Source organism: Streptococcus mitis (genome assembly GCF_002096755.1).
Lineage (GTDB): Bacteria > Bacillota > Bacilli > Lactobacillales > Streptococcaceae > Streptococcus > Streptococcus mitis_AC.
Genome location: NZ_NCVF01000019.1, coordinates 78,242 through 93,937 on the forward strand (window position 1 = coordinate 78,242; position 15,696 = coordinate 93,937).

The window sequence follows — 15,696 nt, forward strand, 5'->3', positions numbered from 1 at the left end:
CAGAATTTAAAAAAGCTGCATCTTCTGCAACTTTTTAATCTGGTGGAAAATAACCCAACTGCTCAGCGATGTGAATCGCCTCCTGCCTGTTAGCCACTCCTAATTTTGAAAAGATATTGGCCAGGTGATTGGAAACTGTACGTTTACTCACATAGACCTTGTCACAGACATCATCAATAGTCAAGCCATTTCTAACCAGTTCTAGTATCTCGATTTCTCGTGGTGTTAGCACCTCTACCATCACTTCATCTGAAAAGATCTTACCTCCTAGATAAATCTTTTCCAGTTTTTTCACCAACTCATCTGGATCCATACTTTTATCTAGAAATCCATAAGCCCCCATAGCTTTAGCTCGGTGTTCATACATCTTTTTGCTGTAACCTGTCAAAATCACAACCTTACTAGAACAACCATTGTCGATAATCTCTTGTGCCAAGGTCAGCCCATCAGCTTGATACAGACTCGTCAGGTTGATATCAATCAAAATAATGTCGTAGTCATTAAAAGCAATCTCCGAAATAGTCGAAAAATTATCTACTAACTGGACCTTTTTAATGTTTTCCGATAACTCTAAAATCATCTTGATACTTTGGCTAAATAATTTATGATCATCAATTAACAAAATTTTCATAACACAACTCCTTATCAATCGGGAGAGTAATTTCTACACGAAATCTCTTATTATTTTCAAAAATCTGCATTTGACCACCTAAAACACTAATTTTATTAGACATATTTTTCAAGCCATAACCTAAGGATTTTTCTGTTTGAAGGCAGTCATTTTCAGAAATGATAAAAATAGTGTCATCATGTACATCAATCTTCAAAGAAATCGTTCCACCACTAGCGTACTTAACGGCATTGGTCGCCAACTCCTCAACCAGACGATAGGCAATTTTATCGTAAGGAGATAAAAGCCTAAAGTGGGCAGGAAACTGTGTGACGACTTCATTTTCTGCGTGATAGCGCTTGACAATCCGATTAATCAGCCCTTGATACTGTATGTCTAACTGCTCGTCTGTTTCTACCATTGGCTGATAATAATCCATCCGCTCACGAATCCGCTGAACCAACTCCTCTGTCACCAGATTGATCTGTTCACCAAAAGCTTGATTGCTACTATATTTATTAAAATTTTTTATCGCCATCACATTTTGCAGGATTTCATTGTGAAGAAATTCGGAGAACTGTTGTTCTGTGTCTTCATTTGCCAGCAGACTTTTCACCATACGGTTACGCTTTAAAAAGAGAACTTTTACATAATCCCTAGCATCTAGCATTTCAGCAGAACGAAAAAGGCGAATCAATTCTTCCGAACAAATCCCGAACAATAGTAACATGATATTCAATACCAAAAAGCTCGTGTTTAAGTCTAAATGAAAGATGATGAAAATGCCTACTAACAAAAACATAATCAGTAAAAACAAGCGTGAAAAAGCTTTTATATAGGACAACTTCAACTCTACTACCTTTTTCTGAAGAGAGTTAATAATTGTTTTGAGATGCAAAAAAGCAAGTATTCCAATAATCTCAAGATACCAGACTAGGTTCATCACTCCTGCGCCCCTCGTATTGATATACAAAAAGAAATAAGAAAGAGGCAATATTAAAGCTAATATCCACAAATTTCGTCTCTGATACTTGAGTCTACTTTTCAACTCTTTATGATATAAAATCAGTAAAATCAAGGGAACAAGGTTTAAAAAGAAAGACGCAAACAAGGACAGAAATAGAAAAATTGAAGGACTTAACAGATACGAACTAATGGTGATTAGTGTCAACACAAAGGACACACTCAACAGTTCTTCTCCTATTTTCTCACCCAGAAAGATAATAGACAGAGAACTATACACCAATAAAAAAGAGTTGAGCGGATGAAGAATATCAAAGAAGTGCAACAGGGTGCTCGCAACTCCTTGATTAAATATGGATTGCCAGCTAATAAGAAACATCATCAGAAGCAACCAAAGTTTCAACTCACTGTACCGAAAGGTCACAATATTACAAATATAACTAAATGCAATTAAAGCAATAATCAGCAATAAAACCATCTGCAAGGAAAAATCTGTCGAAAAGTCCAGAGGAATCCTATAATAAATATAAATCATTAAAGCTAGATGATTAAAAATCGTCAACCACCACAATAAAAGTGAGTTTTTCGAGAGCGATTTGACAAACTGTTTCATATGTATCCACTTCCTGAACTACTTTAATATCATTATAACACAATACCAGAATTGTCGGATAGGCAACTCTGGTATTTGACTTAATTTTCAATAATTTCCCAACTTACTCTGTAAGTCACTAGCAGGTAAAGGACAAAGAGTAAGACCGCTACTCCCAGATAGGTGATATCTATAGAAATGCTGGTATTAGCGAAATTCTCAAAATAGCCCAAAAGAGCGGTACTCAAGGCAAATGCTAGCGGACCTGCGATGACCAGCGGAACCAAGAAATAACTTAGAATCTGTTGCAAAAGAATAAAGCGATTTTGCTTTCTCTTGTTCCCAAGAAGGTATAAGATTTGATAATCATTGACACTATCCAAAGCGCTTGTAGAAGTTTGAAGGGACAAGATACTGAGGGAAATAATGATAAAAATAACACTGACAAAAATCATGACAAAGACAATGACGCCCATAAATCCAAGATAAATCTCAAAAATTCTTCCTTTCGTTTGATAGACGAACGAATTCAACTCTTCTCCATCACGAGTGAAGTAGTATTTTTCAATCCACTGACTCAAGAATGTTTCTACTTCCCGTTTGTCTATATTTTCCTTGAAATTGGCAACATAGGTCGTGTGGTCTTCCGTCAATCCAACTACTACCTTATCTGGTACAATCAAGGTTCCTGAGTCATTTGTAGTTACTGAAGATAAAAAGTAAACTGTTTCAAGTGGCTTTGAAGAGGCAAGGTTGAGAGAACGACCGTTAATCATGAAGGTTTTGGTCGTTGATAGAAAGTCCTGGATCTGCTTGGCAGTTCCTTTATAATTGGCATTGACTAGAAATTGGTCTTCTGACAAGTCAACCGCTTTTTTCCCTTGCAGTTTGCGGAGATGATTGTAGGCAGAAATTCCTAAAATCGGTACTTTTGATTCAGGAAGTTTCTTATCATGATCCCAGAGATTGCTAGTATCAATCAAATCTTTATAAGTTAAATCACTAGAATAGATAGGGCAGCTGTACTCCTCTTTGATGAGGTTAAAGTCAAAGCCATCGGCTTTCAATCTGTCTTTGACAGATTCCTGAGAAAATTGAAACTCTTTACCACGGTAGAGATTGACAGTTACATCATAAGGTGAGTATTTGTTCAGCTCTCGGTTCATAGTCGTATAGGCACTACCACTAAAAACGAGTAAGCTGAGAGCCAGTGTCAAGGTCAAGGATAAGACAGCCAACGTGACCGAATTACTATCAGCTTGTTTTGAAAATTGACGGATTTTAAAAGTGTTTAGTTTGTTATAGTAAGTTTGAGGCAGTTTTCTAAGGGAAATCAAGACAAAATGGCTTAAAGTATTGTAAAACAAAATCACAAAAATCACGAAGACAGATACCAGCAAGATACCCCAACTTTTCAAGAGTGATAGATGGTGATAGTCTGAAAAATAGAGAGCACCAAAACCGATAACAGCTGTCGAAAGAATAAAGAGAAGTGCTTGAAGAACTGGCTTGCCTTTTGCCAAGACAGATTTCTTGACCCCATTTTCTTGAATGAGTGCAATGATATTTTGCTTTCTAAAGGTAAGAATGTCCATGACACCAACAATAAAACTAGTTACCAAATAGGAATAAACTAGTAAGATGACAGACTTGCTATCAAAGAAAACCAGATTACCAAAGTAATTGGCCATGAAAAACTCAGATGCAATCTTAGCTAGAATGACCAGTAAGATCAATCCAAGCAAGAAACCTAGAATCAAGGAAAAGATATTGACCAGCATGGTTTCAAAGAACAGGGTACGGATAATCTGCTTCTTCTTCATTCCCAGCGTTGCATAGAGTCCCAGCTCTTTCTTACGCCGTCCCAGCACAAAATTTGTGGCGTAAACGATGAGAAAGGCAATCGCTGATAGAATCAGATAGGAAAGCAAGCCCATGTACTGACTCATCACCGTCGTCAACATTTCCTTTGCTCCTGATAAACTTTGCATCACTGGATGGCTTGGTAAAGCATTAAAAGCGTAGAGCAAGCTATAAATCAAGGTCAGACTGAAAAAATAGATGGTATAGGTCTGTAAATTTCGAAATACATTTCGTAAAATCAATTTTGGATACATACTCTCCTCCTCCTATCTGGTACGGCTGTAAATCTCTTGCAAATACTGTTCATTAGATAAGCTGTTACGTTCCAAATCATCCATAATCTTTCCATCGCTAAGTAGCACCATCCGTGAGGAATACTTGGCTGCGGCAGGGTCATGCGTAACCAGTAAAATGGTAATACCAAAACTTTTATTGATTTCCTGCAAAAGCGCCATCAGTTTTTCAGAATTGGCAGAGTCCAAGGCTCCTGTCGGCTCATCTGCAATAATCAGTTTAGAATCATCAATCAAGGCTCTAGCAGTTGCCACGCGTTGTCGCTGACCACCTGATAACTGATTAGGAAACTTATCTTTTAAGTTTTGGATGGCCAACTTATCCAAAATTTCCTCAATCTTATCCTGATGTTTTTTGATATTTTTCCCCTGAATTTGAAGAGGTAGAACAATATTTTCATAGACCGTCAAGGTTTCCACCAAGTTGTAGGCTTGGAAAATATAGGAAATGTTTTTGGCACGATAGTCAGCTAGTTCATTTTCCTTGGCATGGATGATGTCAAAATCTTCAAATCGAATCTCACCTGACGTTGGTTTATCAATCGTTGAAATACAGTTGAGGAGTGTTGTTTTTCCACTACCACTGGCACCCATAATTGCCAGAAAGTCACCTTTTTCAACGGACAAGTTCACATCTAATAAAGCATGAACGATATTATCCCCTTGACCAAATATTTTCGTTAATCCTGTTACAATAAGCTGTTTCATCATTTCATTCCTCCGTTTCTTTATTACTCTCTTATTATACGGTTCCTTTCAATGTTTGGCATGAGTATTTTGTGCAATATATTCAAGTAATAAAAAAACCGATGCCTTTTTCAGGTATCGGTCGATGTTGATTATTTGCGATCGTTTCTTTTTTTCATAAAGTAAACAATCCCTATGACAACAACTCCTAAGACCAGTACAGGTGCATAGAATTCTAGTGTTCCAATAATTCCTTCCATTTTATCCTCCTGTCAAAAAATAGAGAGTTTTATACACAGCGCACGTTTGGCGAAATACATTCATAAGAATATGTAAATCACCAACCACAGCGCCCCTATGCTGTTAATCTAACAGCCGTACGCCACCCAGTAGCAGATTTACCATCCAATTCTTGGCTATTAATTGCATAATCCAAAGAATCAATCTCAAAGTTACCTTGTTTTATTTGTATTTCTCCCGTAAATATAACACCAAATCAAAATGTTGTCAATGTTTTGTAATAAAACACTAGAATTCTCCTTTTGTTTTATCTAACAACGAACATTATTTGTCGTACACTCATAGAAACAGGTGAAACACAATCCACAGCGGCCTGATAGTGTCATTTTAAAAGCTGTGTACCACTAGCTTGTAATTTCCCGAAAAGTTCTTGGTTTTCAACCTCGAAACTTAGAGAATCAATCTCTGGACGACTTGTATTTTTAGCCATAAGGTTGCTTCCTTCTTTTAGATGATCATCTTTACAGTAACTAGTATAAACTCTAGTATTGGATAAGTAATGAGTAAATCGTGCAAGTTTCTTATTTTCGAGGAAAATTTTTAATCTTATTTACTAAATGATTTAGAAGTTTCTTCTTAACTACTTTACAGAGACCCACACTCTCCCCCTGATTTTCCTATCTTCTTTGGCGATTCTGTCGCAAGTATGGTACAATAAAAACATGAGAATTCAACAATTACATTATATTATCAAAATAGTCGAAACTGGCTCCATGAATGAGGCAGCCAAGCAGCTCTTTATCACCCAGCCTAGTCTTTCCAACGCTGTGAGAGATTTGGAAAATGAAATGGGCATTGAAATCTTTATCCGCAATCCAAAGGGTATCACCTTGACACGTGATGGGATGGAGTTCCTCTCTTATGCCCGTCAGGTTGTCGAGCAGACCCAACTTCTGGAGGAACGCTATAAAAATCCTGTCGCCCACCGCGAACTCTTTAGCGTTTCGTCTCAACACTATGCCTTTGTAGTCAATGCCTTTGTCTCTTTGCTCAAGAAAAGCGATATGGAGAAATACGAGCTCTTCCTTCGTGAAACTCGGACTTGGGAAATTATCGACGACGTCAAGAACTTCCGCAGTGAGGTTGGTGTCCTCTTCCTAAACAGCTACAACCGTGACGTATTGACCAAAATGCTGGATGACAACCACCTGCTGGCTCACCATCTTTTTACCGCCCAGCCCCATATCTTTGTCAGCAAGACCAATCCTCTGGCAAAGAAAGACAAGGTGAAACTGTCTGATTTGGAAAACTTCCCTTATCTCAGCTATGACCAGGGGACGCACAATTCCTTCTACTTTTCAGAAGAAATTCTTTCTCAAGAGCACCACAAGAAATCCATCGTGGTTAGTGACCGTGCCACCCTCTTTAATCTCTTGATTGGTTTGGATGGTTATACCATTGCGACAGGGATTTTGAACAGTAATCTTAACGGAGACAATATCGTTTCTATCCCACTGGACATTGACGATCCCATTGAGCTGGTCTATATTCAGCATGAAAAAACCAGCCTCTCTAAGATGGGCGAACGCTTTATCGACTATCTCCTAGAAGAAGTCCAGTTTGATAGTTGAGAATCACTCTAAATCGAATAACCTAAAAACCTCAAAAACTAGTTTTCAACCCTAGTTCTTGAGGTTTTTTCTCTAATAGTAAATCCAGAGGATTTCACCGAGTCTTATTTTTAAACAAAAATATAGACAGAATTACAACAAGGACAAGTCCAGCTCCTGCAACAATGCCAAACACTGGAATGTTTCCGAATTGTTTTTGTTCTGATTTTATCTCCTCACTACTATCTTGAGTTGATTCTGCTACTGTATCACCTTGTTTCGCTACTTCTTGCTCTGCTTTTTCCTCGATTTTCTTAGGACCATAAGTTGGATTAACAAATGCTACTTGTTTAGTCGGTTTGGAGTAGTCTTCTGCTCCTTCTTTGACTCGCCATGATACAGAAAATAAAGTCCGTCCCTCCAATACCATTCCTAAATCAATTCGCTCACCAGGAGGCAGACCTCCACCTAAACCAACACTAAAAGCAAACTCTTGCTCCTCCTGATCATCTTTTAAAACAATAAATCCGTTCTCACTTACTTTTTTAAGGCGAGATACTTTTCCTCTGATATCTCCATCTTTAAAGGTTCCAGTGTAGCTTCCATCCTCTCCTAAAATAAGTGATGAAGCTCTACCAGGCTTAGTACCATTATTTGGCTCTTTATTAATCCAAGTACCTACTAATTCTAATGGCAAAGGAATTTCATCTCCAATTTTAGCATCCATAAGAGACTTTGGCATGGGAGGATTCGGATCCATATTATCTCCTATGATTGGGAGATTTAGAGAAGTATATTCAATCGTTGAGGTGTCTATTTTTGTTTTAGAATCAAGGTTTAAGTCATCCAGATCACCTTCTCCTGCTCTAAATTCACCTTTTTTAATTAACGTTGGCTCCTTATTTTCTTTAGAAAGTTGGAACAATCTATATGACATAATCCCTGGAGAACTTTCGAACACTATAATACTGCCATCTGTGTAGGTATCAATAACTGTCCCCATTCTGAGACTTGTATCCCAAAATCTATCAAATAAGGGAGTTGGAGTATTATCATTCATATAATATACTTCAAATAATTCCCATTTTTCCCTATTTTTCAGTCCGATTAATAACTCCTCCGTCCCATTTTTATCAATATCCATCAAAGCGTAACCAAGTCTATTAGCATTATTTTCAAATAGATGTTTGCTCTCCCACTTCTCAGTAATCTGTGGCAATAGTTGGTTGTAGTCAGTACTATCGGCTTGGACTGAATTCACTAATGAAAATAAGCCTAATGTAGAACAAACCACCACCAGTAGTTTGTTTAATAATTTCAAACGATTTTCCATCTTTTTATAAACTCTCATATTCTAGCAACATTCTCTCAATATCGACTTTATCTATTGTCGATAAATCAGTCACGTTATCACGTGATACTCTAATTGATAAATTCTTAATGATTTTTTCATTGATATTTCTAATCCAGCGCCCATTACTGCAATCATTGATTTTATTATATAAATATTCAATTGTTTTAGAATAATAATCAACATCAATTAAGTATCCTTGGTTGTTTAATCCTAATAAACCAATTTGAATGATTTCATCCGCTGTATAATCTTCAAAATCAAAAGTGTTTGGAATTCGACTTGGTAGACCTGAATTTACTGAAAGAAATTCTTCCATTTCCTTTGTATATCCAGCAAAGATGATGACAATATCTCTTCTGTGATCTTCCATGAATTTAAGAATCTCATCAATTGCTTCTTTACCAAATCGATCTTCATTAGAATTTGATAGCGTGTATGCTTCATCAATAAACAAAACTCCTCCTAAAGCAGATTTCAATACTTCCTGCGTCTTGATAGCCGTTTGCCCTACATACCCAGCTACTAAATCACTACGAGATACCTCTATGAATTTATTTTGAGGAATAATCCCCTTTTGATACAGAATTTTTCCTACAATACGAGCTACAGTAGTTTTACCAGTCCCTGGATTTCCCAAGAATAGCGAATGTAGTGAGAACTCGCTCACAGAAGCACCTTGTTCTTCTCTCTTCTTATTCAACTCTGCTAATGAAATAAATTGTTCAACCTGTTTTTTAACTTTCTCTATTCCTATCAAGTTTTGTAGTTGTTCCAAAGCATCTTTTTGATTTTCTTCTGGTTGTTGTGTGCCTTGAAGAAGAACATCATCTATATCTTCATTGATAATTGTCACATAGTCATCAACCTGAGTCTCAACAACACGATTGGCTAAAGCTCTCATTAAGTGTTCATTAAAATTACGAATCCATCGTCCATTACTATGATCTAACGAGCGACTATAGGCCTGCTTAACCCTCATAGCATAATAAGATTCGTCTTCAAGTTGATATGCAGATTTCTGAAGATTTTTCAATCCCATTTCAACAATTTCATCACCAGAATAGTCCTCAAAGAAGAACGTATTTGGTACACGTGACTTTAATCCAGGATTTGTTTCAAAAAACTGTTCCATTTCTTTAGTGTACCCCGCAAATATAATCATAATTTCATTGCGGTAATCTTCCATATACTTTAGTATCGTGTTTATAGCCTCTAGTCCAAAATTATGTTGAGATGATTTTCCTTTATTTAAAGTATATGCTTCATCAATAAAAAGAATTCCACCTTTAGCCTTTTCCAATATTGCTTGCGTTTGTACTGCTGTCTCACCAATATGAGTTGCAATAAGATCTGACTCTGAAACCTCAATAAATTTAAATTCATCTCCGGGGAGAACACCTCTGTCAAAGAGAACTCTACCTAACAATCTTGCTACAGTTGTCTTCCCTGTACCAGGGTTTCCTGTAAAAACAGAATGTAGAGATTGTTCTTGAATTGGAAGACCTTCTAATAATCTTTTTTGATTGAATTCTACTGTTCTTAATAATTTTTGAACTTCTTTTTTTACATTATTCAAACCAATCAAGCTATACAGTTCTTCCTCATAATTGCGTTCGATAGTTTCACTGATTTCCTCTTGTGGTTCAGAATTTGTACTCTCTTCATTCAAAATTTTACAGCTATCATCTGAAATATCCCATATTAAACCATCCGTATTTTCAAATTCTTCAAGAATAGTATCTGCTATTAGGTATGAACCCTCTGAAAGTCGAATATTTGGGGTAATAATACGATTTAATTTTATTGTATTTGCTATTAAGACAGAAGATTCACAATAAATATCAATTTTCTCCTCGTTCTCACCTTTGATATCAACAAAATCACTAACTCTACAAAATGAATTTGATTCTAACAAAAGAGATTCCCTAAGGATTGTTTGCTCTATATAGACTCGACTACTATTTGCCTTTATAGATGTCACAGAAGATCCAATTGATTCAAGGCTAGCACTATTTGTTAGACAGACAGCAGCTCGATACAACGGTTGAATGACTTCTGTATTTTGTAATTTTGCAGTCGAACGACTTAAAAAAACAGCAGGATATGCTTTTTCAGCGTTCCCCCCTTTTAAGAGAGTATTTATGGAAGTCACTGATGAATCTTTTATATTTAATATATTAGAAACCCAATTCTCAATCACTGTATCTTCAATTTCAATAGATGAGCCCTTATCTGCATTCAATTTTATATTTAACTCTGCACGCTTTAGCTCTAAGGTAGAATTACTAACTTTAATTGAAGTTGTACTGTAAGAACCATTATATAGTTGGTTTCCTGCATTTTCGATTAATAATTTTGACTTACCTTCAACCAATATGAAAAATTGTTTATTTTCTAATTGTTCATTAAAGTATACAGTATTTAGAACGACAGTTGAATTACCCTTTATCACTAGAGCAAAACGGTGGTCATCTACTTGAAACCAAATATTTTCAAACTGAACTGTAACGCCGTTCATAATTCTCAGAGTCGCTGCTATAGTATTGTGATAAAGCGTTCCTCCACCTTCGGTCCCAGAAATTTGTCCAACTATTTTGATGCTTTTTTCTATCTTATAGTGTCTTCCTGCGGGTAGTTCAAGCATATAACCTTCTTCAAATGCAAGAATATCCCCATCGTTAGCCTTCGAATAAGCTTCCCAAAAAGACCATGCACTAAAACTTGTTCCTACTTTATATGTTGTCATTTTATAATATCTTTCTAAACCATGAAAAATCTAAATAAAATGATTTATCAATATCATTTCATTTAGATTTTATCATTTATTAATCTCTTTTAAAGTTTTATGTAATATTTAAGTTTTAGTTTCACTGACTAAAACATTCTTCTGATTGAATCTTCCACAGAATGCTCAATACCTCTAAAAATTCCCCTAGTAACTTTCAAAGTCAAGAAAACAACTTTTCCTAAAATTTTGAAAAATCCAATACTAATTTTAATTAAGATTGATAGCAGTTTTTCCAAAATATTTCCAGCCTTTTCTACCCTTTCTTGAGTTAATACATCAGACATTTTTCTTTTTTGCGAAGACATTTCTTGATTTCTATTATCACTCGATATCATACCTTCAGAATCTAATTCACTCCCCTGTACTTCAGGAACTGAATTTACTTTTTGCATTGAAGGCATTTTTACTGGTTCATTTTGACTCTTTTTTTGGAGGATGTTGACGATTATATTTAATAGCAAAAATCCAACCATAAAAGATGGTAAAATACCATGATGCAAATAAAGCCACTATCCCAAGACTAATACATATAACCCTAATTCCAAACTGGATAGCAAACATATTACCAAGTGCAGTAAGGGCACGATCAATTGCTCTATAATATACTGGTTCAATGGATGTAGGATATCCACGATAATCATAATAGATTCTAATGTAAATAAATATCCTCTTTATCCATTTCTTCTCTATAGGCCGCACCTATTTGCTTAAACATTAAACTGAAGAAAAATCCTTTTGGAATAATATTTGAGACTACTTTAAAAATGTAAGAAAATACATACGGATACAATAGAATATTGATAATTGCCCCAATAATATGGAACACAATACCTAATATTGCAAAAAACTGATTATGTGAATGAGCAACATTAAATTTCTCAAACTCAGCAATCTCTGAAAATATTCTTACAGTATTGTAATAGGTGATAAAACCTCAAGAACTAGCTTTCAACCCTAGTTTTTGAGGTTTTTTAGTTTTTACAATCCGTGTCTGTAATTAAATGCATGTGCTTCAATTTCTTCGATAGTATCTGGGAAACGTTGCACTAATCTAGCTTTTAATAATTTTTTCAAACTTGCTTGTGGTGTTAATTCTCCCACTTCTAAAGCATGTCTTATATACTCCCTAATTTTCCAGTATTGTTTAGCGTCTTCTATCAATAATCTTTGAAATTTTTTAGGTCGTGCAAATATCAACCTAACTACAAAAACAAACGCTGAAAATCCTAATACCGAACCAATATCTGATAAGCCGATTGGAACACTTAATAACAAGACGATAAAAGCTGTAAATAATGGATGTCTTTTAATAAAGTTCACTAGTTTCTCACCATTAAATTCCTTTGTTAAATATTGAACATCCTTTTGTAATACGGAAATATTTATTCCACTAGCTTTCTCAGGGAAAGGGTAGTGTTTAGCTCTTAAATGACCATCGACTTCTAAATGACACAAATCTTCACGTACAATTGGGTCAAAAAATCTAGCTTGATAATTTTTAAACTTTGTAGCTGCTCTCTCCTCAGCTGCTGACAATGTTTTTTGGATACCTATTTTTGTTGCTGCATGTCCTAGTGTTAAACCAGAACTAACTTTTAGTGAGTCTGTAAATAATCCCATTTTTTCATTTTCCTTTTCTTTTTTCCTTATTTCACCCACTTACCTGAGCCATCTACTTGGTAGCCATCTGGGGTACGTTCGTTGACTGCCATCTTACCATTTGACTTGAGGTAGTAGTCGCCTACCCATGTGTTACGAGCGTAACTTCCTTCTGATGTTAGGTAATAGTAAGATTGGTAACTACTATCATAGATCCACTCACTCTTAGCCATTTTACCATCTGATTTGAGGTAGTAACTTCCAGCCCAAGCATTACGCGCATAGCTGCCCTCTGCTGTCAAGTAATAGTATGATTGATAGTTATTGTCATAAATCCATTCGCTCTTAGCCATGTAGCCACCTGATTTGAGGTAGTAGTTGCCTGACCAAGCATTTTGAACAAAGTTACCTGAAGCATTTAGGTAGAAGTATGAATTGTACTGAACATCAAAAATCCATTGATTCACTACTTTAACACCAGCTTTGTAGTAAGAAGAACCTGACCAACCAGTCTGATCTGAGTTAGAGTTAGTAGCTGGTTTTGGAATTTCAGTAGCTGTTGGTGTCTCTACCTTCTTAATCGGATAGTATTTATATCCAGAGATTTTAAAAACTTCTGAACGTCCAAAGTAACGTTTTCCAAAATCATCTGAACTGTAGATATCTAGATGGTAGTTCCCATCTTTTACTGGGAGTATATTAATTCCCTGTCTTATCCTATTACTTCCTCCAAATCTTCCAAAAGTGTGTGAAGAAGCAAGTTCTCCAGTATCTTCATTAACTAGATCAAAATCAAGATATGTATTATCATTAGTTGTAGAACTTCTTTGAAGGTCAACCGAAAGTATAGTTATTTCTCCTGTCTGTATCAAAGTGATTTTCAAGGGATTCTGAGTATCCTTGACACTCATATCTGTTAAGGCATGAACCGTTGTCGGTTTAGAGGCTACATAACCTATTGACAATAAAGCACCGGCTAGTAAAGAAGAGGCCAACATTTTTCTGTTTCTCATAACAAAACTCCTTATATATTTCTATGTTTCAAAAATTTTATGATAACTATGAAAGTAAATATGATATTTTTCTAGTGTCAATCCTTTAAGTTCTTCTCATGTCATTTTCTCCTTTGATGGCTGATAGAATAGGATTGAGTGATAAGTCAATCCTTGTTGTACTAGTATAACAACCTCACTTTATTTCCTATCCTTTCCCTTATCATACCATAATAGATATTTAAATTTTTCGCTATTTAAACTATAGTTTCAATCTTGTTCATAAAAATAAAAAATAGCATAGAATTCTAATATTTTGTAACTATAGTTTTCTTTCTCCATTTTTTTCTCTAAATTTTTGTATAATAGTCTTAGAAGTATGTAAGGAGATTATTTATGGAAAATCTATACCCATTTGGAGCTACATTTAAGTACCTGCGCGAAGCACGAGGACTCAGCCTAAAGGAAGCCGCCTCAGATATCGTATCACCACAGTTCCTAAGTCAATTTGAAAAAGGAGAAAAAGGAATTTCACTTGAAAACTTTGCCAAACTTTTAATTGTTATCGGAGTTGAATGGAATGATTTTGTTCTCGCCTATGCAAATAAAGGTGGAGACTGCTTAGAATTACCTGCTATTGAATTTGGCAAGCATGTGGTCCATGAAGAAGATATCCTCACTTACATTGAAGAATACGAAAAATTATTTGATGTCTATCTAAAAGACAATCCACTTCAAGCAGAAATGATTTTTAAATCTATTAAATTAAGACATTATCCAACCATATCAAAGAGTCCAGAAACCATTGCCAGAATTCAAAACATTATCAAGCATTTAATGAAATCGGATGTCTTTAATAGTATCGAACTTGAAATTTATCGTGTTATCGTCAATCATTGCCCGATGGAACTCATTGACCATATGACCAAACAATTACTACTTATGTACAAAGAAAGTGCTAATACTGACACCTACATCCGTATTTTAAATGCTCTTACTTTCTCTGCAAAATACTTCTCTGAATTGGGCTACTATCAAAAGGCTGATGATATTATTAAAAAAATTAAATCACTTCAGACCTTCGAACGAGGCTATCTAGCTATTCCACTCATGTTCCTAGAAGTTGAACATGTTTACAATCAATTTAGATGGAATAAACCTGAGGCTATTCCTTTAGCGAAAAATCTATTTAATTATCTTCAAAGCGCAAAATTTATTGATCAGCAATACTACTCTAATTTTATAAACGCCTTCACTTATCATTGCCATGCATTAAATAAGACTGGTATTGATTTGTTCTAATCGTAAAAAAAAAGTTGCTCCATGTTAGGAACAACTTTTTTACTTATAATTAAAAGTTTCCCCTGCCAACTTATCAGCTAGCTTGGGAAAGAGGGTATAAAACTTATGGGCTAGGTTCAACAACATCGGAAGATTGAGTTCTCGTTTGTTTTTTCCTATAATCTTGACAATCTTTTTAGCCACTGCATCTGGTTCTAGCAGGAAGCGTTCAACCGACTTAAGATAGATGCCATCTGGATCGGACTGGTCAAAAAATCCTGTTCGGATTGGTCCTGGATTGATTGTTGTCACATAGACTCCATAGGGCATGAGTTCGAGGCGCAGAGCATTTGAAAAACCAATGGCCGCAAACTTAGTGGCTGTGTAGAGACTAGACTTGCCAGTAGCAATCAAACCTGCCATACTGACGACATTGATGATATGGCCTTTTCGACTTTCCTTCATTCGAGGCGCAAGGCGACGAGACAGATTCATCAGGGCAAAGGTATTGACCTCAAACATCTGATGAATATCTTGGTCGGAAATCTGGTCAAATTCCTCAAAGATCCCGTAACCAGCGTTGTTTATCAAGACATCAATCTTGCCATAACGAAGATAGAGGTCAGTTACCAGAGTTTCTAAGGCTGAGTCATCGGTAATATCGATTTCAATCAATTCTGCATGGGGATGGTTTCCGTAGAGTTGGGCTAATTTTTCCTTATTTCGGCCAAGCAAGATAAGTTGGTCATTTGGCAAGAGTTTGACCATCTCTTGTGCTAGGCCACCGCTAGCTCCGGTAATGAGAATAGTAGGCATACTTATCC

13 protein-coding genes are annotated in these 15,696 nt (G+C 35.8%); 2 read left to right on the forward strand and 11 right to left on the reverse strand.

Annotation, left to right across the window (positions count from 1 at the left end; translation table 11 throughout):
* Positions 1–34: 34 nt before the first annotated feature.
* The 5 genes from B7700_RS02445 to B7700_RS10875 all read right to left on the reverse strand — a co-directional run bounded on the left by B7700_RS02445 (position 35) and on the right by B7700_RS10875 (position 5,268).
* Entirely contained in the window at positions 35–631 is a 597-nt protein-coding gene (locus tag B7700_RS02445) for a response regulator transcription factor (RefSeq protein WP_000698194.1), read from the reverse strand.
* Positions 612–1,340 (reverse strand): sensor histidine kinase, encoded by a 729-nt coding sequence (locus B7700_RS11235; RefSeq protein WP_239682357.1) that lies wholly within the window; start codon positions 1,338–1,340, stop codon positions 612–614. The genes B7700_RS02445 and B7700_RS11235 overlap by 20 nt, the downstream gene beginning before the upstream one ends.
* A gap of 926 nt (positions 1,341–2,266) precedes the next feature.
* Entirely contained in the window at positions 2,267–4,282 is a 2,016-nt protein-coding gene (locus B7700_RS02455) for an FtsX-like permease family protein (protein WP_084886895.1), read from the reverse strand.
* A 12-nt stretch (positions 4,283–4,294) separates the two neighbouring features.
* Positions 4,295–5,029, reverse strand: coding sequence for an ABC transporter ATP-binding protein (locus tag B7700_RS02460; protein ID WP_084886897.1), 735 nt, complete (start codon positions 5,027–5,029; stop codon positions 4,295–4,297).
* A 131-nt stretch (positions 5,030–5,160) separates the two neighbouring features.
* Positions 5,161–5,268 carry a QVPTGV class sortase B protein-sorting domain-containing protein gene (locus tag B7700_RS10875; protein ID WP_004256158.1) on the reverse strand — a complete coding sequence of 36 codons (108 nt, stop codon included), beginning with the start codon at positions 5,266–5,268 and terminating at the stop codon, positions 5,161–5,163.
* Positions 5,269–5,970: 702 nt separating this feature from the next.
* Here B7700_RS10875 and B7700_RS02470 point away from each other — a divergent pair.
* Positions 5,971–6,879, forward strand: a complete 909-nt coding sequence (locus B7700_RS02470; protein ID WP_001222592.1) for a LysR family transcriptional regulator — start codon at positions 5,971–5,973, stop codon at positions 6,877–6,879.
* Positions 6,880–6,973: 94 nt separating this feature from the next.
* On the opposite strand, the gene B7700_RS02475 is transcribed toward B7700_RS02470, so the two are convergent.
* The 5 genes from B7700_RS02475 to B7700_RS02495 all read right to left on the reverse strand — a co-directional run bounded on the left by B7700_RS02475 (position 6,974) and on the right by B7700_RS02495 (position 13,612).
* Complete coding sequence (locus B7700_RS02475; RefSeq protein WP_239822545.1) at positions 6,974–8,191, reverse strand: hypothetical protein; 1,218 nt, start codon at positions 8,189–8,191, stop codon at positions 6,974–6,976.
* Between the two features lie 4 nt (positions 8,192–8,195).
* Complete coding sequence (locus tag B7700_RS02480) at positions 8,196–10,958, reverse strand: AAA family ATPase (RefSeq protein ID WP_084886902.1); 2,763 nt, start codon at positions 10,956–10,958, stop codon at positions 8,196–8,198.
* Positions 10,959–11,086: 128 nt separating this feature from the next.
* Complete coding sequence (locus B7700_RS11245) at positions 11,087–11,500, reverse strand: hypothetical protein (RefSeq protein ID WP_239822546.1); 414 nt, start codon at positions 11,498–11,500, stop codon at positions 11,087–11,089.
* 478 nt (positions 11,501–11,978) lie between these two features.
* The gene (locus B7700_RS02490) at positions 11,979–12,620 is read right to left on the reverse strand and encodes a hypothetical protein (protein ID WP_084886905.1); all 642 of its coding nucleotides are present in this window, start codon (positions 12,618–12,620) and stop codon (positions 11,979–11,981) included.
* Between the two features lie 26 nt (positions 12,621–12,646).
* Complete coding sequence (locus B7700_RS02495) at positions 12,647–13,612, reverse strand: choline-binding protein C (protein WP_084886906.1); 966 nt, start codon at positions 13,610–13,612, stop codon at positions 12,647–12,649.
* A gap of 375 nt (positions 13,613–13,987) precedes the next feature.
* On the opposite strand from B7700_RS02495, the gene B7700_RS02500 reads away from it, so the two are divergent.
* Complete coding sequence (locus tag B7700_RS02500) at positions 13,988–14,893, forward strand: helix-turn-helix domain-containing protein (RefSeq protein ID WP_049502386.1); 906 nt, start codon at positions 13,988–13,990, stop codon at positions 14,891–14,893.
* Between the two features lie 39 nt (positions 14,894–14,932).
* On the opposite strand, the gene B7700_RS02505 is transcribed toward B7700_RS02500, so the two are convergent.
* A complete protein-coding gene (locus B7700_RS02505; RefSeq protein WP_084886908.1) occupies positions 14,933–15,688 on the reverse strand; it encodes an SDR family NAD(P)-dependent oxidoreductase in 756 nt (251 codons plus the stop codon).
* Positions 15,689–15,696 lie beyond the last annotated feature (8 nt).